The following is a 21,578-nucleotide window of genomic DNA, read 5'->3' on the forward strand; positions in this document are numbered from 1 at the left end:
TTCAGCGTCGTTTGGGCGCCGCATGGGAATTCATGGGAAAGGGCGGTAAAACGACTGCCGCCGGCTACATATCGCGGCCTATGACCTTTCCCTTACCATATTTGGTGCCAGGCCCTAAACCGACGAGTACTTGGGCCTAAAGCCAGCCCCCGAATAACCAAGGTGGCTTATCCAAAAGATTTGGGCGCCGTTTCACTAACGGTTGCGCGGCCGACCCCCTTATCCACAGGATAGGTATCCCCTATCCGAAGGCTATTCGATTCGGCGGAAACCCGCGAATATATGGGGGAAGGACCTACCCGTTCGATTTAGATGCGCTGGTAAGAAGAACGTTTTCCACAACTGTGGAAAAACGCCGTGTGGACAAGCATTGAGCCAAGTCCTCCCATTGACGCCCATAAGTTCCCATGCTACCCCATATGGACCCAAAAACAGGGCGCGCAGGCCTATCCGGTCTTACCCGGACGGGCGGCGCATTCTGAAACTGGGACTGGTGCCGGATCGGGTGGGGCGCGGAGGCGCTGGAGACGCGGGGATCGATGGGCTTGTTCCTGTCCACATATGTAAACAAGGTCGACAAGAAGGGTCGGGTTTCAGTCCCGTCTTCCTTCCGCGGCGTCCTTGGTGGGCAGACGGAGCTGATCGTCTTCCGGTCCCTGCAGGCTAACGCCATCGATGCCTGCAGCGTCGATTACATGGATCGCCTGTCCGAGGCGCTGGACAACCCCAACATGCCCGACGACATGCGCGACCTGATTGAAACCACGGTGTTCGGCGGATCCGTCCGCCTGGCCGTGGACCCCGAAGGGCGCATCGTCCTGCCGGAAAACTTCCTGGCCTTCGCCGGCATCACCGAAGGTGCCGCCTTCGTGGGCCGCCGCCACACCTTCCAGATCTGGGACCCCGACGCCCTCTCCGTCCATGAGGCCGCCAGCCGCGACCGCAGCCGCGCCCAGAACATCTCGCTGTCCACCATCCTGGCCCGTACCAACTCGGTCCTGGCGGCCGGAGCCAATGGCGGGGGTGCGCAGTGAGCGAGACCGATACCCCCGGCGGACCCCAGGTCCACATCTCCGTCCTGCTGGCGGAGGTGCTGGCGGCCCTGGCTGTGCGCGACGGCGGCGTCTATGTCGATGGCACCTTCGGCGCCGGCGGCTATACCCGCGCCATTCTGGAGGCGGCGGACTGCCAGGTCATCGGCATCGACCGCGACCCGGCCGCCATCAAGCGGGCGGAACCCCTGCTGGCCCGCTTCCCCGGCCGCCTGCGCATCATCGAGGGCCGGTTCGGCGACATGGCCGAACTGCTGGCCGCCCACGGCATCGGCCCGGTGGATGGCGTAGCGCTGGACATCGGCGTCTCCTCCCCCCAGATCGACGACCCGGCGCGCGGCTTCTCCTTCCGCTTTGACGGCCCGCTGGACATGCGCATGAGCCTGAGCGGCCCCACCGCCGCCGACGTGGTCAACGATTACGCCGAGGCCGACATCGCCACCGTCCTGTGGCGCCTGGGCGAGGAGCGCCTGTCCCGCCGCGTGGCCCGCGCCATCGTGGCCGCCCGCGCCACGTCCCGAATCGAAACGACGGCGCAACTGGCGGACATCATCCGTGGTGTCGTTCCCCGCTCGAAGAAGGACGGCATCGACCCCGCCACCCGCAGCTTCCAGGCCCTGCGCCTGCACGTGAATGACGAGTTGGGGGAGCTGGACCGAGGCCTGGCCGGGGCCGAACGGGTGCTGGCGCCCGGCGGCCATCTGGCGGTCGTCTCCTTCCATTCCCTGGAAGACCGGCGGGTGAAGGATTTCCTGCGCCAGCGCAGCGGGTCGGAGGGCGCGCCGTCGCGCCACATGCCGGCCGCGCACAGCGGGCCCGCCCCCACCTTCCGTCTTCTGGGCCGCAGCGGGGTTACCCCGGGCGAACCTGAACTTCGCCACAATCCGCGCGCCCGATCCGCTCGGTTGCGCGCCGCCGAACGCACCAACGCCCCCGCTTGGCCCATGGGAGAAGCAGCATGATAGGCAAGTCCACGCTCGTCTGGCTGTGCCTCGCCACCGTCGCCAGCGGCATCCTCTATCACACCAGCTACCGCGTGCAGGAGGAGCAGGAGCACCTGGCCTCCCTCAACCGGCAGATCGCGCAGGAGCAGCAGTCCATCCAGGTGCTGCGTGCCGAATGGGCCTACCTGAACGATCCCACCCGGCTGGAGCGCCTGGCGACCGAGCATTCCACCCTGCGCCCCACCAAGGCGGAGCAGATGGTGGCCCTGGCCGCCGTGCCGATGAAGCCGGAGGCGCCCGCCCCGGTTCCCAGCGCGCCGGCGGACCAGGCGAAGCCCACCCCGGGGCCCGCCCCGGTGCCGGAGTCCACCTACGTCGCCAGTGCGGCGCCGGCCGCCCCCGTCGTGCAGGTCGCCGTCGCCCAGGCCGCCCCGGCGCCCGCGCCCAAGGCCCAGGTCGTGGCGCTGAAGGCGCCGGACGTACAGACGTCCGCCCCGGTGAAGGCCGCCGCCGGCAAGCCGGCCCCCGCCGTGAAGGCGGCGAAGCAGCCTGAGCGGGTGGACAGCATCGGCGCCCTGATGGCCAGCCTGGACGCCGCCGACAAGGCTGGCGGCAAGGTCACCCTCGCCTCCGCTTCCGGCAGCGCCGCCAAGTCCAAGGCCAAGCCCATCCTGATGGCGGAGCAGACCTTGAGCGCCAAGCTGGGGGCCGCCCGATGAGTGATGCGCCCTTTTCCCTGACCGGTTTCGACATCGCGGGCATGGAGCGCATCCAGGCCCCCAGGTCGGAAGGCAGGGTCCGCCTGAACAACCCCACCAGCCACGCCTTGGAGCAGGGCCGGTCGCGCCTTCTGGTGACGGCCGCCCTGTTCGCGTTGGTGCTGGGCGCCATCGGCGTCCGCCTGGCCGACACCATGGTGTTCAGCCGCGAGGCGGAGCCGCCGGTGGCGGAGAACGCCACCGCCCGCCCCCTGCCCGTCACACGGGCGGAGATCACCGACCGCAACGGCGTGCTGCTGGCGACCTCGCTGGCCACCGCGTCCGCCTACGCCGATCCCAAGCTGGTGATCGATGCGGAGGAGGCCGCCCGCAAGCTGGTGGCCACCCTGCCGGACCTCGACTACCGCCAGGTGCTGAAGGACCTGAAGGGCGACAAGCGCTTCGTCTGGATCAAGCGCAACCTGACGCCCCGCCAGGAATTCGAGGTCAACAAGCTGGGCATCCCCGGCGTGTTCTTCCAGCAGGAGGAGCACCGCATCTATCCGCAGGGCAGCCTGACCGCCCACCTGATCGGCCTGACCGGCATCGACAACAACGGCCTGATGGGCATCGAGCAGTCGTTCGACAAGCGCCTGCGCGAGCAGGCGGAACCCCTGCGCCTGTCCGTCGATGTGCGCCTGCAGCACATCGTGCGCAAGGAAATCACCCAGGCCATGCAGGACTTCAACGCCATCGGCGGCGCCGGCCTGATCATGGACATCAAGACCGGCGAAATCCTGTCCATGGTCAGCCTGCCGGACTTCGACCCCCAGAACCCGGGGGAGATGCACGACGAGTCGAAGTTCAACCGTGCCACCCTGGGCGTCTATGAGATGGGCTCGGTGTTCAAGATCCTGAACACCGCCATCGCCCTGGAAACCGGCACGGTGAAGCTGCACGAGACCTTCGACACCAGCCACCCGCTGAAGATCGGCCGCTTCACCATCCACGACGACGAGCCGGTCAACTACTGGATGGACGTGGTCGACATCTTCCGCAAGTCGTCCAACATCGGCTCCGCCAAGATGGCGGAGAAGTTCGGCATCGACGTGCAGCGGGAATATATGGGCCGCTTCGGCATGCTGAAGGCCCCGTCGCTGGAGATCCCCGAGGTCGGCGGCCCGCTGGTACCCAACCCCTGGCGCCCCACCACCCTGCTGACCGTCGCCTTCGGCCACGGCATCTCCGTCAGCCCCATCCAGATGTCCTCGGCCGTGGCCGCCGTGGTCGACGGCGGCATCATGCGCCCGGCCACCCTGCTGAAGCGCGACCCCAACGCCGAGATTCCCGAAACGCGGGTGATCTCGCCCCAGACCTCCGCCATCCTGCGCAAGCTCATGCGCCTGGTGGTGACCGAGGGCACGGGCAAGACGGCCTTCGGCACCGGTGACCTGAAGGCGGCGGACACGCTGGACTATCTGGTGGGCGGCAAGACCGGCACGGCTGAGAAGGTCAGCGGCAAGGGCTACGCCCACAAGTCGCTGCGCACCTCCTTCGCCGGCGCCTTCCCCATGAACGATCCGCGCTATGTGGTGTTCGTCATGGTGGATGAGCCCCATGGCAACAAGAAGAGCTTCGGCTTCGCCACCGCCGGCTGGGTCGCGGCCCCCGCGGTGCAGCGCATCGTCTGGCAGGCGGCGCCGCTGCTGGGGGTGAAGCCGGTGGTCCGCAACGATCCCGAGATTTTGCAGGCCATGGCCATCAACTAACCACCCCCCCTGAAACCCACACGACAGGGCACCGTAAGGTGGGGGTCGACCGATGCCGGGCCGCGCGCTATCAACCCGCCCCGGCATCACGTGTGAGAGGGACCCTTGCGTCTGACCGATCTGATGGCATCGCGCACCGAAATCGCCGTATCGGCGCTGGCCCTGGAACGGGACCCCGAGATCACCGGCCTGACCGCCGACAGCCGCGCGGTCAAGCCGGGTATGCTCTTTGCCGCCATGCCGGGCAGCGCCCGCGACGGGCGGGACTTCATTCCCCAGGCGGTGGCCGCCGGCGCCGTGGCCGTGCTGGCGCCCAAGGGCACCAGGCTGCCTGAAAACCTGCCTCATCCCGTCAGCCTGATCGAGGACGCCAATCCCCGGCGGCGCTTCGCCCTGCTGGCGGCCGCCTTCTACAAGCGCCAGCCCGCCACCATCGCCGCCGTCACCGGCACCAACGGCAAGACCTCCACCGCGCAGTTCACCCGCCAGCTGTGGTCGCTGCAGGGGCATCAGGCCGGCGCCATGGGCACCCTGGGCCTGATCGCCCCCGGCTTCCCGCGTGAGGACAGCCTGACCACGCCCGACCCGGTGGCCCTGCACGGCACCCTGTCGCGCCTGGCCGAGGGCGGCATCACCCACCTGGCCATGGAGGCCAGCAGCCACGGCCTGGACCAGTTCCGCCTGGACGGCGTGCTGGTCACGGTGGGCGGCTTCACCAACCTGACCCGCGACCATTTGGATTACCACGGCACCATGGAGGCCTACTTCAAGGCCAAGGCCATGCTGTTCGACCGGGTGATGCCGCGTGGTGCTACCGCCGTGGTCAACGCCGACATCCCCGAGTTTCAAGCCCTGGCCGACCTGGTGCGCGCCCGCAAGCAGACCTTGATCGGCTTCGGCGAGCAGGGGCGCGAGCTGGCGGTGAAGGCCCTGCGGCCCCTGCCCCAGGGCCAGGCCCTGACGCTGGAGGTTATGGGCACCCGCCACGACATCGTCCTGCCGCTGGTGGGCCGCTTCCAGGTGTGGAACGCCCTGTGCGCGCTGGGCATGGTCATCGGCAGCGGCGCCGAGCCGCAGGCCGCCGCCGGCCTGCTGTCGCAGCTGGACGGTGTGCGCGGCCGGCTGGAACTGGTGGCGACGCTGGACAATGGCGCCGCCGTCTATGTCGACTACGCCCACACGCCCGACGGGCTGGAAACGGTGCTGAACAGCGTGCGCCCCCATGCCCAGGGTCGCCTGTCCGTGGTCTTCGGCTGCGGCGGCGACCGCGACCGGGGCAAGCGCCCCATGATGGGTGCCATCGCCGCCCGCCTGGCCGACCGCGTCATCGTCACCGACGACAACCCGCGCACCGAGATCCCCGGCGCCATCCGCGCCGAGGTGCTGGCCGGCTGCCCCGGCGCCACCGAGGTGGACGACCGCGCCGCCGCCATCGCGCAGGCCATCGGGGAGCTGAAGCCCGGCGACGTGCTGGTCATCGCCGGCAAGGGCCATGAACAGGGCCAGATCGTGGGCAAGGAGGTGCGTCCCTTCGACGACGCCGCCGTCGCCCGCGGCGTGCTGGGCCTGAACGGGGGGACGGCATGACCGCGACCCCGACCAAGAACGTGCTGTGGACGGCAGCCGACGCCGCCGCCGCCGCGAACGGCCGTGCGCAGGGGGCCGATTGGGCCGCCACCGGCATTTCCATCAACACCCGCACCCTGAACCCCGGCGACCTGTTCGTGGCGCTGAAGGGCCCCAACTTCGACGGCCACGCCTTCGTCGAGGTGGCCTTGCAGCGGGGGGCCGCCGCCTGCCTGGTAAGCCAGGTGCCGGACGGCATCGCAGCCGACGCGCCCCTGCTGGTGGTCGACGACACGCTGGCGGCGCTGGAGGATTTGGCGCGGGTGGCCCGGCTGAACACCACCGCCAAGGTCATCGCCGTCACCGGTTCCGTCGGCAAGACCAGCACCAAGGAATTCCTGCGCACGGCGCTGGGCGCCCTGGGGCCCACCTTCGCCACCGAAGGCAACCTGAACAACCACCTGGGTCTGCCCCTGTCGCTGGCCAGCCTGCCGGCCGACGTGCGCTTCGGCGTGTTCGAGCTGGGCATGAACCATGCGGGTGAGATCGGCCCCCTGTCGCGCATGGCGCGGCCGGACATCGCCATCATCACCACGGTGGAGGCGGTGCACCTGGAGTTCTTCGCCTCCATCGAGGGCATCGCCGACGCCAAGGCCGAGATTTTCGAGGGCATGTCCCGCCAGGGCACGGCCATCCTGAACCGTGACAACCCGCAATATGCCCGCCTGCTGGCCGCCGCCCGCACCCAAGGCGTCGGCCATGTGCTGAGCTTCGGCGCCACCGCCGGGGCAGACGCCCGCCTGATCGACCTGGATCTGGGTCCGACCGGCAGCGACGTGACGGCCGAGATCCAGGGCCAGGTCATCCGCTACACCCTGGCCGTGCCCGGCCGCCACCAGGCGCTGAACAGCCTGGCCGTGCTGCTGGCCGTGTCGGCGGCCGGCGGCGACCTGGCCACCGCCGCCCGGGCCCTGGCCACGCTGGCGCCTGTCAAGGGCCGGGGGGTGCGCCAAACCGTGCCGCTGCCCAGCCATCCCCATGGTGGCGGCAGCCTGACCCTGATCGACGAAAGCTACAACGCCAGCCCCGTGTCGGTGGCGGCCGCCGCCGATGTGCTGGGCCATACACAGCCGGGCCCCGGTGGCCGCCGCGTGGCGGTGCTGGGCGACATGCTGGAACTGGGCGCCGACTCCCCCAAGCTGCACGCCGGCCTGGCCGACGCGCTGGTGGCCGCCGACGTGCACCTGGTCTTCACCTGCGGTCCCCACATGCGCCATCTGTTCGACCGCCTGCCGCATGAGCGCCGGGGCGCCCACACCGACACCAGCGCCGAGCTGGCGCCGCTGGTGGGTGCCGCCGTGCGCGCCAACGACATCGTCATGGTCAAGGGGTCCGCCGGCAGCCGCATGGCGCTGGTGGTCGATGCCCTGAAGGCCCTGGACCATCCGCCCCCCTCTTCCTCCTCACCCGCCGTCTCCGGGAGCTAAGACCCGCCCCATGTTGTTCAATCTGCTGTTCCCGCTGGCCGACGACTTCCAGCTTTTCAACCTGTTCCGGTACATCACGTTCCGGACGGGCGGGGCCATGCTGACGGCACTGATCATCAGCTTCGTCATCGGCCCAGGCGTCATCCGCTGGCTGAAATCCATGCAGGGGTCGGGGCAGCCCATCCGCACCGACGGGCCGGAGACGCACCTGAAGAAGAAGGGCACGCCCACCATGGGCGGCCTGATGATCATGATCTCGGTCCTGATCTCCACCGTTCTGTGGGTGGACGTGACCAACGCCTACACCTGGATCGTGCTGCTGGTGACGGTGGGCTTCGGCCTGGTGGGTTTCGGCGACGACTTCCTGAAGCTGACCAAGCGCAACACCAAGGGCCTGTCCGGCCGGGGCAAGATGGTGGCGATGATCGCCGTCTCCGGTGTCGCCACCGCCTGGTACCTGCATGTGGCGCAGAGCCCGCTGGACACCAGCCTGGCCGTGCCCTTCCTGAAGGACGTGCTGATCCCCCTGGGCTTCCTGTTCGGGCCCTGGGCCGTGTTCGTCATCGTCGGATCCAGCCATTCGGTGAACCTGACGGACGGCCTGGACGGCCTGGCCATCGTGCCCATCATGATCGCCGCCGCCAGCTTCGGCCTGATCGCCTACCTCTCGGGCAACGCCGTGTTCGCCAACTACCTGCAGATCCACCACGTGCCCGGCACCGGCGAACTGGCGGTGTTCTGCGGCGCCCTGGTGGGCGCCGGCCTGGGCTTCCTGTGGTTCAACGCGCCGCCGGCCATGGTGTTCATGGGCGACACCGGCTCGCTGGCCATGGGTGGCGCCTTGGGCACCGTCGCCGTCATCACCAAGCATGAGCTGGTGCTGGCCATCATCGGCGGCCTGTTCGTGCTGGAAACCGTGTCGGTCATCGTGCAGGTCGCCAGCTTCAAGATGACGGGCAAGCGGGTGTTCCGCATGGCGCCGCTGCACCACCACTTCGAGAAAAAGGGTTGGTCGGAACCCACCGTCGTCATCCGCTTCTGGATCATCGCCGTCATCCTGGCCCTGGCCGGCCTGTCCACCCTGAAGCTGCGTTAAGCCCCGCCCATGTCCCAGCCCATCCTCCTTCCCTCCTTCAAAGGCCGCCGCGTGGCGGTGATGGGCTTGGCGCGATCCGGCCTGGCGGCAGCGCGCGTGCTGGCCGCCAGCGGGGCCGAGGTGCTGGCCTGGGATGACGGCGCCGGAGGCCAGAAGGCGGCCGAGGCCGCCGGCATCCCCCTGACCAACCTGCATGAGGCTGATCTGGCCGGGGTCGCCGCCCTGGTGCTGTCGCCCGGCATCCCCCACACCTTCCCGGCGCCGCACCCGGTGGCGGCCCGCGCCAAGGATGCGGGCGTTCCCATCATCGGCGATGTAGAGCTGCTGCGCCTGGCCCAGCCGGACGCCGCCTACGTCGGCATCACCGGCACCAACGGCAAATCCACCACCACCGCCCTGACCGGCCACATCCTGGCCCATGCCGGCCGCACCCTGGCCGTGGGCGGCAACCTGGGCATCCCCGTCCTGACCTTCCCGGCGCTGGGTGAGGGCGACGTGTACGTCCTTGAAATGTCCAGCTACCAGCTGGAGCTGACGCCCTCCCTGGGCTTCGATGCCGCCGTACTGCTGAACATCACGCCGGACCACCTGGACCGCCACGGCGGCATGGACGGCTACATCGCCGCCAAGCGCCTGATCTTCCAGCCGGGCGCCCGCGACCCGTCGAAGGCCCCGCCCGTCGCCATCCTGGGCGTGGACGAGCCCAACACCGCCGCCATGGCCGACAGCCTGGAAGCGGAGGGCGGACGCACAGTCATCCGCATCTCCTCGGAACGCCCGGTGCCGGGCGGCGTCCACGCCGCCGACGGCGTGCTGGTGGACGATACCGGGGACCAGGCCCGGGCCGTGGTCGACCTGCGCCAGTGCCCCGCCTTGCCCGGCCGCCACAACTGGCAGAACGCCTGCGCCGCCTATGCCGCCACCCGCGCCGTGGGCGTGGCGCCCGAGGTGATCGCCGAGGCGATGCGCGCCTTCCCCGGCCTGGCCCACCGGCAGCAGGCCATCGCCACCCTCGACGGCATCCGCTTCGTCAACGACAGCAAGGCCACCAACGCCGACGCGGCGTCCAAGGCCCTGGGCTGCTACGAGGACATGTACTGGATCGTTGGCGGCAAGGCCAAGGAGGGCGGGCTCAGCGGCCTGGAACCCTTCATGGGCCGGGTGCGCCACGCCTTCCTGATCGGCGAGGCGACGGAGGAATTCGCCCCCTGGCTGGAGGGCAAGGTCAGCTACGGCCGCTATGGCACGCTGGACCAGGCCGTGCCCGCCGCCTACGCCATGGCCCTAAAAGATAAAAAGGGCGAGGCCGGCGGCGGCACGGTGCTGCTGTCGCCCGCCTGCGCCAGCTTCGACCAGTATCCCAATTTCGAGGTGCGGGGCGACGCCTTCGTCCGCATCGTGCGCCAGTTGGCGGATCAGTCGGAAAACGGAAAGGACGGGGCGTCATGATCACGCTGTCGCGTACCGACCAATCCGTCATCGGCCGCTGGTGGTGGACCGTCGACCGCTGGACCCTGGCCACCGTCTTCCTCATCGCCACCATCGGCGTGGTGCTGATCCAGGCCGCCAGCCCGCCGGTGGCGGAGCGCATCGGCCTGGATAACTTCCACTTCATCCAGCATCACGTGATGATGCTGATCCCCACCCTGATCATCATGGTGGGCGTGTCGCTGCTGTCGCCCAAGGGTGTGCGGCGCATGGCCATGATCATGTTCCTGCTGTCGCTGGTGGGTGTGGCCCTGACCCTGGTGTCGGGCGTGCAGATCAAGGGCGCCACGCGCTGGATCCACCTGCCCGGCCTGTCGGTCCAGCCCTCGGAATTCATCAAGCCCGCCTTCGCCGTGGTGGCCGCCTGGATGTTCGCCCAGGCCCGGCACACCAACAACGTGGTCTATTTCGGCGTCTGCATCGTCTTCTACCTGATGATCGTCGCCCTGCTGCTGATGCAGCCCGACCTGGGTATGACCTTCGTGGTCAGCGCCGTATGGTTCGGCCAGTTCTTCATCGCCGGCCTGCCCATCCTGCTGGTGGCGGTGCTGGTGGTGTGCGGCCTGTCCGGCCTAGTCGGCGCCTATTTCCTGTTCCCGCACGTGCAAAGCCGCGTGAACCGCTTCCTGGACCCCGCCGCCGGCGACAACTACCAGGTCCAGCGCGCGCTGGACGCCTTCCAGCACGGCGGCCTGTGGGGCACCGGCCCCGGGCAGGGCACCGTCAAGATGACCATCCCCGACGCCCACGCCGACTTCATCTTCGCCGTGGCGGGGGAGGAGCTGGGCATGCTGTGGTGCCTGTTCATCGTGCTGCTGTTCGGCGTGGTGGTGATGCGCAGCTTCGCCCGGGCGTACGGCGAGCAGAGCCTGTTCGTCATGCTGGGCTCGGCGGGCCTGGCCATGCAGTTCGGCCTACAGGCCTGCATCAACATGGCCTCCAGCCTGCACATGATGCCGACCAAGGGCATGACCCTGCCCTTCATCAGCTATGGCGGTTCGTCCCTCATCGCGCTGGGCATCGGCGTCGGCATGCTGCTGGCCCTGACCCGCAAGCGCTTCGGCCAGGGGGACCTGCCGTGACCGCTTCCCCCATGGGCCCTATCGTCCTGGCGGCCGGCGGCACCGGCGGCCACCTGTTCCCGGCGGAGGCGCTGGCCCGCACCCTGCGTGCCGGGGGCCTGCCCGTCGTGCTGGTGACCGACACCCGCGGCCACGCCTTCGGCGAGGGACTGTCCGACATCCCGGTGCACCGGGTCAGCGCCGGCACGCCCGGCCGGGGACTGGTGTCCAAGGCGCGCACGGCCCTGTCCCTGTTGGCCGGCACGATGCAGGCCCGCCGTATTCTGAAGGATCTGAAGCCAGCCGTCGTGGTGGGCTTCGGCGGCTACCCCTCCGTCCCCACGGTGTTCGCGGCCCAGCGCCTGGGCATCCCCGTGGTGCTGCATGAGCAGAACGCCGTGATGGGCCGGGCCAACAAGATGCTGGCCGGCGGCGCGCGGCTGATCGCCACATCCTTCCCCCAGGTCAGCGGCCTGCCCCGCCACGTCGCCAGCGTGCGCACCGGCAACCCCGTGCGCCCGGCCATCCTGGATCTCGCCAGCCGGCCCTACACGGCCCCCACCGGCACCCTGTCCATCCTGGTGACGGGGGGCAGCCAGGGCGCCTCCGTCTTCAGCACCATCCTGCCCGCCGCCGTTGCCCGCCTGTCGCCGGAGCATCGCCTGCGCCTGAGCATCAAGCAGCAGGCCCGGCCGGAGACCATGGAGCAGGCGCGGGAGGGGTACGCCGGCCTGGGCGTTGACGTGGAACTGGCCCCCTTCTTCCGCGATATGGCCGGCCGCCTGGACGCCTGCCACCTGGCCATATGTCGTTCCGGTGCCGGAACGGTGGCGGAACTGGCCGTTGCCGGCCGCCCCGCCATCCTGGTGCCCTACCCCCAGGCCATGGACGACCACCAGACCGCCAACGCCAAGGCCTTGGTGGAGGCCGGCGGCGCCTGGCTGATGCCGCACGCCCAATTCACCGCCGAGGCCCTGGCCGAGCGCCTGGCCGCCTTCCTGGACGACCCGGCGCCGCTGGTCCTGGCAGCCGCCGGTTCCCGCTCCTTCGCCATTCCGGATGCGGCCGAGCGCTTGGCCGACGCGGTGCTGGACATCGCCCGTGGCGGGAGGGCCGCCGCATGAGCACCCCTCGTAAGACAGGCTTCCCCACGGTGCCGCCCTTCGCCTATGGTCCCGCCGCCGCGGGCTGGACCCGCGCGCATTCCCCCTATCGCAGCGGAGACGGCCAATGAGGGCAATGCCCCTGTCCATCGGCACCATTCATTTCGTGGGCATCGGCGGCATCGGCATGTCCGGCATCGCCGAGGTTTTGCATAACTTGGGCTATTCCGTCCAGGGCAGCGACCTGGCCGACAATTACAACGTCAAGCGCCTGCGTGACCTGGGCATTCCCGTGTCCATCGGCCAGCGGGCGGAGAATTTGGGCGACGCCGCGGTCGTCTGCATCTCCTCCGCCGTGAAGCGCGACAACCCCGAGGTCATGGCCGCCCGCGCGGCCTTGATCCCGGTGGTGCGGCGCGCCGAGATGCTGGCGGAACTGATGCGCCTGAAGTGGTCTGTGGCCATCGCCGGCACGCACGGCAAGACCACCACCACCTCGCTGGTGTCGGCCCTGCTGGACGGCGCCGGCTTCGACCCCACCATCATCAACGGCGGCATCATCAACGCCCTGGGTACCAACGCCAAGCTGGGCTCTGGCGACTGGATGGTGGTCGAGGCGGATGAAAGCGACGGCACCTTCACCAAGCTGCCGTCCACCATCGCCGTGGTCACCAACATCGATCCCGAGCACCTGGACTTCTACGGCACCTTCGACAAGGCGCGCGAGGCTTTCGACCAGTTCGTGCAGAACATCCCGTTCTACGGCTTCGCGGCGCTGTGCATCGACCATCCCGAGGTGCAGGCCCTGATCAGCCGGGTGGACCGCCGCATCGTCACCTATGGCTTCAACCCCCAGGCCGACCTGCGCGCCACCAACCTGCAGACCACGGTGCAGGGCGCCTTCTACGACGTCGTCGTCTCCGACCGCGTGGCGGGGGAGGAGCGGACCATCACCGGCCTGCACCTGCCCATGTACGGCCTGCATAACGTCCAGAACTCGCTGGCCGCCATCGCCGTCGCCCTGAACATGGGCATCAACGACGACAGCATCCGCCAGAGCCTGGCCAAGTTCAGCGGCGTGAAGCGCCGCTTCACCAAGACGGGCGAGAGCAACGGCATCGCCGTCATCGATGATTACGGCCATCACCCGGTGGAGATCGCGGCCGTGCTGAGTGCCGCCCGCACCGCCGGCACCGGCCGCACCATCGCCGTGGTCCAACCCCACCGCTACACGCGGCTGCAGAGCCTGTTCGAGGAATTCTGCACCTGCTTCAACGACGCCGACGCCGTCATCGTCGCCGACGTCTATGCCGCCGGTGAGACGCCCATAACCGGCGTCACCAAGGAGGCGCTGGTCGATGGCCTGCGCACCCATGGCCACCGCCACGCCCTGCCCCTGCCCTCGCCCGAGGCGCTGCCGTCCATGATCCGCGACATGGCGCGGCCGGGCGACCTGGTGGTGTGCCTGGGCGCCGGCAACATCACCAACTGGGCCAACGGCCTGCCGGCGGAGCTGGACCGCCTGTTCGGCACCTCCATTCCGGGGAGCCAAGGCTGAGATGATGGCGGAACGGCGCACGATGGATGAAGGAGAGGTCAGCCGGGGCACCACCCTGCTGCGCCGCCTGCCGTCCGCGCGCGGCCGCCTGACGCCCGACGCCCCGCTGGGCCCCCTGACCTGGTTCCGCGTGGGCGGCCCGGCCGATGTGCTGTTCCGCCCGGCGGACGAGGATGACCTGGCCCAGTTCCTGGCCGGCTGCCCGGCCGACGTGCCGGTCACCGTCATCGGTGTCGCCAGCAACCTGCTGGTCCGCGATGGCGGCGTGCGCGGCGTGGTCATCCGCCTGGGCGGCAGCTTCGCCCAGGTCTCCGTCGAGGGTGACCGGGTCCGCGCCGGCGCCGGCGCCCTGGACCTGACCGTGGCGCAGACGGCGCAGGCCGCCGGCCTGTCGAGGCTGGAATTCCTGTCCGGCATCCCGGGCACCATCGGCGGCGCCATCCGCATGAACGGGGGCGCCTATGGCGGAGAGACGGTGGACGTGATCGAGGGCGCCGTGGGCATCGACCGCCAGGGTCGCCGCCGTGTCTACGGTCGCGACGACCTGCACCTGACCTATCGTCACTGCGGCGTGCCCGAGGACGTGATCTTCACCGCCGCCACCCTGCGCGGGACGGCCGGCGACAAGGCCGCCATCCAGGCCCGCATGGACGAGATCGCGACCGCCCGGGCCGCCAGCCAGCCCGTGCGCGCCCGCACCGGCGGCTCCACCTTCGCCAACCCGGCCGGCGAGAAGGCCTGGGCCCTGGTGGACAAGGCCGGCTGCCGCGGCCTGGTGGTCGGCGGCGCCCAGATGTCGGAAAAGCACGCCAATTTCATGCTGAACCTGGGCGACGCCACCGCGGCCGATATCGAGGCACTGGGCGAGGAAGTGCGGCGCCGCGTCCTGGAAACTTCGGGCATCACCCTGCGCTGGGAAATACGCCGCATCGGGGTGCCCTTGGACACGGTTGAGGGGCCCGCGAATCAGTCCTGAGCGGGTGCGGCAATCGCTGGCGGCCGAGTCGATTTGCGACCCGTCCGGAGGACATAGGGAAAGACTACGGGTAGTTATACCCCGGTTGCACCGGTCTGGACATTTCAACGCTATAGCTAGCGGTTTTCAAAAAGAGGCGCCAAGAAACTCACAAAATGTTGCGTTTCCCAGCGGTTCTGCAAAGGTGGGCTATCCTCTAGGGATTGTGTCGCCTGGCTGAACCGCCTCAGCCGATAGGGAGCCGTTTGATGAGTGGTCACCAGCCTAAGCATGTCACCGTCCTGATGGGCGGGTGGTCTGCCGAGCGCGAGGTGTCGCTTGTCAGCGGCGCGTCCATCGTCATCGCCCTGGAATCCAAGGGATATGTCGTGCGCGCCGTGGATGTGCAGCGCGACCTGGCCGGCCTGCTGGCAGCGCTGACACCCAAGCCGGATGTGATTTTCAATGCCCTGCACGGCCGTGGCGGCGAAGACGGCATGATCCAGGGCGTGCTGGAATATCTGGGTGTGCCCTACACCCATTCCGGCGTCATGGCCTCCGCCGTGGCCATGGACAAGGCCATGACCAAGCGCGTGCTGGGCACGGTGGGCATGCCCATCGCCCAGGACGTGATCGCCGCCCGCGAGGCGGTGCTGGCCGGCCATGTCATGGAACCGCCCTATGTCATCAAGCCGGTGGATGAAGGCTCCAGCGTCGGCGTGCGTATCGTGCGCGCGGGCCATAACGGCCCCGCCATCGAGGCGGAGCACTGGGTCTACGGCGACACCGTCATGGTGGAAAAGTTCATCCCCGGCCGCGAGCTGACCGTGGGCGTGGTGGGCGACCGCGCCCTGGCCGTGACCGAGATCGTGGCCAGCACCGAGTTCTTCGACTACACGGCCAAATACACCGAGGGCCACGCCGTGCACGTCTGCCCGGCTCAGATCCCGGCCGAGGTGGCGGAGGAGGCCAAGCGCCTGGCCCTGCTGGCCCACCAGACCCTGGGCTGCAGCGGCGTCAGCCGCAGCGACTTCCGCTGGGACGACGGCAAGCCCGGCGTCACCGGGCTGTGCTTCCTGGAGACCAACACCCAGCCGGGCTTCACGCCCCTGTCGCTGCTGCCGGAACAGGCTGCCTATGTCGGCCTCAGCTACGCCGACCTGTGCGGCTGGATTGTGGAGCATGCGGCATGCCACGGGTGACCCATCCTTCCAGCCCCGGCTTGTTCCCCGAGGGCGACACCCCGCGCAGCCGCATCGCGTACGAGACGCGGCGGACGACGCAGAAGGCCGCCCAGGCCGCCAACCGCCGCCGCGCCGTGCCGCGCTGGCAGCAGTTCCTGGGCCGCCGGGCCACCACCCTCGTGCCGCTGGCCCTGGTCGGCGGCCTTGTGCTTTGGGGATGGGCCAGCGGCAAGCTGGCCGCGGCCGGCAACGCGGTGGATGCCGCCTTCCTGGACGTGACCGCGCGCGGCGGCCTGCGGGTGCAGGAGGTGCTGGTCAAGGGCCGCAAGGAAACCGACGGCGCCCAGGTGCTGGCGGCCCTGGGCGTGGAGCGCGGGTCGCCCATCCTGGGCTTCGACCCGCACGCCGCGCGCAAGCAGCTGGAGCAGATTCCGTGGATCGCCAGCGCCCGCATCGAGCGGCGCCTGCCCGACACCCTGTTCGTCGTGCTGACGGAACGCCAGCCCATGGCCATCTGGCAGCATGAGCAGAAACTGGCCCTGGTGGATGCCGAGGGCACGGTGCTGACCGACCATAACCTGGACCACTTTCCCAACCTGCCCATCCTGGTGGGCGAGGGCGCGCCCAAGCAGGGCCGCGCCCTGCTGGCGGCGCTGGCGTCCGAGCCCACCATCCAGTCGCGCGTCGATGCCGCCGTGCTGGTGGGCGCCCGCCGCTGGGACCTGCACCTGAAGGGCGGCCTGGAAGTGCGGCTGCCGGAAATGAATTTCGAGGCGGCCGTGCACCAGCTGGCCGCCCTTGAGGCATCGGATAAGATTTTGGAGCGCGACGTGGTCGCCATCGACCTGCGCGTGCCGGACCGGCTTGTTGTCCAATCCTCGCCCGCCGCGATCGCGGCCAAGGCGGCGGCGAAGGCCGCGGACAAGAAGCGCCAGGCAGCGGCGAAAAAGAACTGAGGCGGACCAGACCATGGCATTCACCGTAACCGGCCGGTCCAAGCCCAAGCGCGTGGCGCGCGGCGGAACCATCGCGGCCCTGGACGTGGGCAGCAGCAAGGTCGTGTGCTTCATCGCCCGGGTGGAGGAGCCCGGCTCCATCCGTGTGGTCGGCATCGGCCACCAGGTGTCGCGCGGCGTGCGCGCCGGCGCCATCGTGGACATGGAGGCAGCGGAGACCGCCATCGGCACGGCCGTGCATGCGGCCGAGACCATGGCGGGCGAGCAGATCCGGGAGGTGCTGGTGGGCCTGTCGGGTGGCCAGCCGGAAAGCCAGACCCTGACGGTGGAGACGGGCATCTCCGGCTCCGAGATCACCGACCACGACCTGCGCCGGGCGTTGGCCCACGCCCGCAACCTGAACGTCTCGGCGGATGCGGAGCTGATCCATTCCATTCCCGTGGGCTATACGGTGGACGGGTCCAGCGGCATCCGCGACCCGCGCGGCATGGTGGGGGAGCGGCTGGGCGTGCGCCTGCACGTGGTGACCGCCGCCGCCGGCCCGGTGCGCAACCTGAATTCCTGCGTCGGGCGCTGCCACCTGGGCGTGGAAGGCTTCGTCATGTCCCCCTTCGCCGCGGGCCTGTCCTGCCTGGTGGAGGATGAGATGGACCTGGGCGTCACCCTGATCGACATGGGCGGCGGCACCACCAGCATCTCCGTCTTCTTCGACGGCAAGATGGTGTGGACGGACAGCGTGCCCATCGGCGGCAGCCACGTCACCAGCGACATCGCCCGCGGCCTGACCACGCCGCTGGCCCATGCCGAGCGGTTGAAGACCCTGTACGGCAGCGCCCTGCCCGCCCCGTCGGACGAGCGCGAGATCATCGACGTGCCGCAGATCGGGGAAGAGGACCGGGCCCAGGCCCACCACGTGCCGAAGTCCCTGCTGGTCGGCATCATCCAGCCCCGGCTGGAAGAGGTGTTCGAGTTCGTGCGGGGCCGCCTGGACGCCTCCGGCTTCGCCAAGCTGGCCGGCCGCCGCGTGGTGTTGACCGGCGGCGCCAGCCAACTGCCCGGCATGCGCGAACTGGCCCAGCAGGTGCTGGACAAACAGGTGCGGCTGGGCCGCCCCCTGCGGATCGGCGGCCTGGCGGAGTCCGTGGGCGGCCCCGCCTTCTCCGCCGCCGCGGGCCTGCTGGCCTATGCCGTCCAGCAACATGCCGAGGCCCCGGCCCTGGCCCCCCTGATGGAGCCCAGCGGCAGCGGCTGGCTGGGCCGCATGGGCAACTGGCTGAGGGACAATTTATGACCCCGGCGACCGCCCTCAAAAGATTCAGGCCACCGCCATTGCGAACGCGATGTCCCGGCCGAAGACCGACGAACCCGACCCAAGACCTAACCGCACCGTATTCCGGACGCTCCGCAGAGGGGACAACGCCATGACCATCAAAGTCACCATTCCGCCGGTGGAAGTGCTGACCCGCCCGCGCATCACCGTGTTCGGTGTCGGCGGCGCCGGCGGCAATGCCGTCAACAACATGATCCGCTCCAACCTGGAAGGGGTGGAGTTCGTGGTCGCCAACACCGACGCGCAGGCGTTGACCGGCAGCGAGGCCACCAAGCGCCTGCAGCTGGGCAGCACCATCACCCGCGGCCTGGGCGCCGGCTCGCGCCCCGACGTGGGCCGCGCCGCCGCCGAGGAGCAACTGGAGGAGATCCTCTCCTACCTGGAAGGCACCAACATGTGCTTCATCACCGCCGGCATGGGCGGTGGCACGGGCACGGGTGCCGCCCCGGTGATCGCGCGCGCCGCGCGGGAACAGGGCATTCTGACCGTGGGCGTGGTGACCAAGCCCTTCCACTTCGAGGGCGCGCACCGCATGCGCATCGCCGAGTCCGGCATCAATGAGCTGGCGGGCTACGTCGACACGCTGATCATCATTCCCAACCAGAACCTGTTCCGGGTGGCGAATGAGAAGACCACGTTCGCCGACGCCTTCAAGATGGCCGACGACGTGTTGCACTCCGGCGTGCGCGGCGTGACCGACCTGATGGTCATGCCCGGCCTGATCAACCTGGACTTCGCCGACATCCGCACCGTGATGACGGAGATGGGCAAGGCCATGATGGGCACGGGCGAGGCCACCGGCGAGCGCCGGGCCGTGGAGGCCGCCGAGGCCGCCATCAGCAACCCGCTGCTGGACGACGTGTCGATGAAGGGCGCCCGCGGCGTTCTGATCAACATCACCGGCGGCTACGACATGACCCTGTTCGAGGTGGATGAGGCGGCCAACCGCATCCGCGACGAGGTCGATCCCGACGCCAACATCATCTTCGGCTCCACCTTCGACGCCCAGCTGGACGGCAAGATGCGCGTCTCCGTGGTGGCGACGGGCATCGAGACCCTGGCCGGCCAGCAGCCGCGCCAGCAGCCGGCCGCCCCGCAGCTGGCGGTGGTCAGCACCAACGCCGTGCGCCGCGCACCCGCCCCGGCGGCCACGCCCTCGGTCAGCACGCCCGTGCGCCCAGCCGGCGCCAGCTACCACGCCGCCCTGACCCCGGCGCCGGTGGCGCCGACGGCCGCCGCCCCGGCGGTCCCGGCCCCGCTTGCAGTCCCCATGGCGGCGGCGCAGCCCGCGCCGCAGATGGCCGTACCCGCCCCGGCCCCCTTCACCCCGGCGGTCGAGGCGGCCCCCGCCCCGATGGCGGCCCCGGCCGCCGAGATGGCGCCGGAGCCGGTGGCCGAGCAGCCGGCCCCGCGGGCGGAGGTGCCGATGCGCGCCCCCGCCCCCGGCGCCCTGAGGGGTGAGCGCAGCGGTGCCGGCTTCATCCCGCCCCGTCCCGCCGATGCCGGTCCGCGCCTGGGCGCGCCCAACCCCGAGCGCTACACTCCGCCGCAGGCGGAACCGCGCAAGAAGGGTATCTTCCAGCGCATGTTCGGTTTCGGCGGCGATGATCCGGCCCCGGCCCCGCAGGTCCAACACCCGCAGCCGGCGCAGCGTCAGCCCGCCCCCGCCGCGCATTACGCCCCGCAGCAGCACGCGCCGCAGGTTCAGCACCCGCAGCCGGCGCAGCAGCACGCCCCGGCCCCGCAGGCGGCCCCCCGCCAGCAGCCGGCCGTGCATCAGGAGCCCGGCCTGGGCCGCGCCCCGGGCGAGGACAGCTCGCTGGACATCCCGGCGTTCCTGCGCCGCCAGGCGAACTGACGGGGCCGAATTGCCGGCACGCGTGTGACTGACGTCACTGCATTGCATCATGTGAAGGGCCGCTTCCCACGGGAAAGCGGCCCTTTTAATTTGCGGCGGAAAAAAGGCGAATTTGCATTTGTGCTCAAGTAGATACGCATGGCTTCACGTAACATTCGGTAACAAAGAGTGATTTGAAGCCTGGCGCCTACGTTGTTACTTAGGCAGCGTGACGTTCGGCTTTGGATGCACCGCAACACGCGGTTAAACACCGGGGCCGGCGTCACAGCCCAAGGCGGCAAGGCGGCAGGGTCGATCATTCGACCGCAAGCCGGACCGGTCGCCGGACGTGGATGGTAGGCCCGCACATCGCGATTGAGGTGGTCACGGTTGGACCGCCCCGCCCGCCTCCCCCCGTCCGAACGCAAAGTCCCCGGTGGATATAACCCTGGGGCGTACGTGATGCAGGAAAGGCCCCGGCCCGACCGTATCACGGCCGAATAAGGAAGTTGGAACCGTGTACGCCGATCGTGAACCCATCACCGCCGCCCGCCAGCAGACGCTGAAGGCCCCCATCAATTGCACCGGTGTCGGCCTGCATTCCGGCCTGCCCGTTGCCATGACGATGCGCCCGGCGCCGGTGAACACCGGCATCGTGTTCCGCCGGGTGGATCTGCTGCGCGGTGGCGCCAGCGAGGCCCAGGCGGCCGTGCCGGCCCGCTGGGACGCGGTGGTCGACACCCGCCTGTGCACGGTCGTCGCCAACGCCACGGGTGCCACGGTGGGCACGGTCGAGCATGTCATGTCGGCCCTGCGCGGCTGCGGCATCGACAACCTGATCATCGACCTGGACGGGGCCGAGGTTCCCATCATGGACGGCAGCGCCGCCCCCTTCGTCTTCCTGATCGAGTGCGCCGGCATCACCCAGCAGGAGGCTGCCCGCCGCGTCATCCGTGTGCTGCGCCCCGTGTCGGTGGTGGAGGGCGAGAAGGTCGCCACCCTGACCCCGGCCTCAGGCTCCAGCTTCGCGTTCGAGATCGACTTCGCCAGCGCCGCCGTCCGCCGCCAGGAAGGGTTCGTCCGCCTGGGGGCCGACAGCTTCAAGGATGAGGTGGCCGAGGCCCGCACCTTCGGCTTCCTGCAGGAAGTGGACATGCTGCGCCGCGCCGGCCTGGCCCGGGGCGGCTCCATGGACAACGCCATCGTCATCGATGGTGACCGCGTCCTGAACGAGGGCGGCCTGCGCTTCGATGACGAGTTCGTGCGCCACAAGATCCTGGACGCCGTGGGCGACCTTTACATGGCAGGCTACGCCATCGTCGGCCACTACTCCGGCATCCGTTCCGGCCACGCCCTGAACAACAAGCTGCTGCACGCTCTGTTCGCCGACGCCTCCGCCTACGAGATCGTGGAAGAGATCGATGCGGCCTTCGTCCCGGCCTGGGAACAGCCGCTGCTGGCAGCCACCGCCTGACACCCTATTAGACGAACCAC

General features: G+C 69.6%; 17 protein-coding genes. All 17 read left to right on the forward strand.

Going from position 1 to position 21,578, the window contains the following annotated elements:
• Positions 1–539: 539 nt before the first annotated feature.
• The 17 genes from FBZ89_RS10060 (at position 540) to lpxC (ending at position 21,558) form a co-directional block, all read left to right on the forward strand.
• Positions 540–1,034: a division/cell wall cluster transcriptional repressor MraZ gene (locus FBZ89_RS10060; protein ID WP_145749865.1), complete on the forward strand. Its 495-nt coding sequence runs from the start codon at positions 540–542 to the stop codon at positions 1,032–1,034.
• Positions 1,031–2,014, forward strand: a complete 984-nt coding sequence (rsmH, locus tag FBZ89_RS10065) for a 16S rRNA (cytosine(1402)-N(4))-methyltransferase RsmH (RefSeq protein WP_145749866.1) — start codon at positions 1,031–1,033, stop codon at positions 2,012–2,014. Before FBZ89_RS10060 ends, rsmH begins: the two co-directional genes overlap by 4 nt.
• Positions 2,011–2,715 carry a cell division protein FtsL gene (ftsL, locus tag FBZ89_RS10070; RefSeq protein ID WP_145749867.1) on the forward strand — a complete coding sequence of 235 codons (705 nt, stop codon included), beginning with the start codon at positions 2,011–2,013 and terminating at the stop codon, positions 2,713–2,715. The genes rsmH and ftsL overlap by 4 nt, the downstream gene beginning before the upstream one ends.
• Positions 2,712–4,463, forward strand: coding sequence for a peptidoglycan D,D-transpeptidase FtsI family protein (locus FBZ89_RS10075; RefSeq protein ID WP_145749868.1), 1,752 nt, complete (start codon positions 2,712–2,714; stop codon positions 4,461–4,463). Before ftsL ends, FBZ89_RS10075 begins: the two co-directional genes overlap by 4 nt.
• A 105-nt stretch (positions 4,464–4,568) precedes the next feature.
• A complete protein-coding gene (locus tag FBZ89_RS10080; protein WP_246172125.1) occupies positions 4,569–6,050 on the forward strand; it encodes a UDP-N-acetylmuramoyl-L-alanyl-D-glutamate--2,6-diaminopimelate ligase in 1,482 nt (493 codons plus the stop codon).
• On the forward strand, positions 6,047–7,516 hold the full coding sequence (locus FBZ89_RS10085) for a UDP-N-acetylmuramoylalanyl-D-glutamyl-2,6-diaminopimelate--D-alanyl-D-alanine ligase (RefSeq protein WP_145749869.1): 1,470 nt from the start codon (positions 6,047–6,049) through the stop codon (positions 7,514–7,516). Before FBZ89_RS10080 ends, FBZ89_RS10085 begins: the two co-directional genes overlap by 4 nt.
• A gap of 13 nt (positions 7,517–7,529) precedes the next feature.
• On the forward strand, positions 7,530–8,612 hold the full coding sequence (gene mraY / locus FBZ89_RS10090) for a phospho-N-acetylmuramoyl-pentapeptide-transferase (protein ID WP_411861186.1): 1,083 nt from the start codon (positions 7,530–7,532) through the stop codon (positions 8,610–8,612).
• Positions 8,613–8,621: 9 nt separating this feature from the next.
• Positions 8,622–10,061, forward strand: a complete 1,440-nt coding sequence (gene murD, locus FBZ89_RS10095) for a UDP-N-acetylmuramoyl-L-alanine--D-glutamate ligase (protein WP_145749870.1) — start codon at positions 8,622–8,624, stop codon at positions 10,059–10,061.
• Entirely contained in the window at positions 10,058–11,182 is a 1,125-nt protein-coding gene (locus tag FBZ89_RS10100) for an FtsW/RodA/SpoVE family cell cycle protein (RefSeq protein ID WP_145749871.1), read from the forward strand. Before murD ends, FBZ89_RS10100 begins: the two co-directional genes overlap by 4 nt.
• Positions 11,183–11,193: 11 nt before the next feature.
• Positions 11,194–12,285 (forward strand): undecaprenyldiphospho-muramoylpentapeptide beta-N-acetylglucosaminyltransferase, encoded by a 1,092-nt coding sequence (gene murG, locus FBZ89_RS10105; protein WP_145750109.1) that lies wholly within the window; start codon positions 11,194–11,196, stop codon positions 12,283–12,285.
• Between the two features lie 106 nt (positions 12,286–12,391).
• A complete protein-coding gene (gene murC, locus FBZ89_RS10110) occupies positions 12,392–13,822 on the forward strand; it encodes a UDP-N-acetylmuramate--L-alanine ligase (protein ID WP_145749872.1) in 1,431 nt (476 codons plus the stop codon).
• 1 nt (position 13,823) lies between these two features.
• Positions 13,824–14,798 (forward strand): UDP-N-acetylmuramate dehydrogenase, encoded by a 975-nt coding sequence (murB, locus tag FBZ89_RS10115; protein ID WP_342780602.1) that lies wholly within the window; start codon positions 13,824–13,826, stop codon positions 14,796–14,798.
• 248 nt (positions 14,799–15,046) lie between these two features.
• On the forward strand, positions 15,047–15,979 hold the full coding sequence (locus FBZ89_RS10120; RefSeq protein WP_145749873.1) for a D-alanine--D-alanine ligase: 933 nt from the start codon (positions 15,047–15,049) through the stop codon (positions 15,977–15,979).
• The gene (locus FBZ89_RS10125; RefSeq protein ID WP_145749874.1) at positions 15,967–16,917 is read left to right on the forward strand and encodes a cell division protein FtsQ/DivIB; all 951 of its coding nucleotides are present in this window, start codon (positions 15,967–15,969) and stop codon (positions 16,915–16,917) included. The genes FBZ89_RS10120 and FBZ89_RS10125 overlap by 13 nt, the downstream gene beginning before the upstream one ends.
• 13 nt (positions 16,918–16,930) lie before the next feature.
• Entirely contained in the window at positions 16,931–18,208 is a 1,278-nt protein-coding gene (gene ftsA / locus FBZ89_RS10130) for a cell division protein FtsA (RefSeq protein ID WP_145749875.1), read from the forward strand.
• A 130-nt stretch (positions 18,209–18,338) separates the two neighbouring features.
• Positions 18,339–20,105, forward strand: coding sequence for a cell division protein FtsZ (ftsZ, locus tag FBZ89_RS10135; protein ID WP_145749876.1), 1,767 nt, complete (start codon positions 18,339–18,341; stop codon positions 20,103–20,105).
• A 496-nt stretch (positions 20,106–20,601) separates the two neighbouring features.
• The gene (gene lpxC, locus FBZ89_RS10140; RefSeq protein WP_145749877.1) at positions 20,602–21,558 is read left to right on the forward strand and encodes a UDP-3-O-acyl-N-acetylglucosamine deacetylase; all 957 of its coding nucleotides are present in this window, start codon (positions 20,602–20,604) and stop codon (positions 21,556–21,558) included.
• Positions 21,559–21,578: the final 20 nt, after the last annotated feature.

Source organism: Nitrospirillum amazonense (assembly GCF_007828045.1).
Classification (GTDB): Bacteria; Pseudomonadota; Alphaproteobacteria; order Azospirillales; family Azospirillaceae; genus Nitrospirillum; species Nitrospirillum amazonense_C.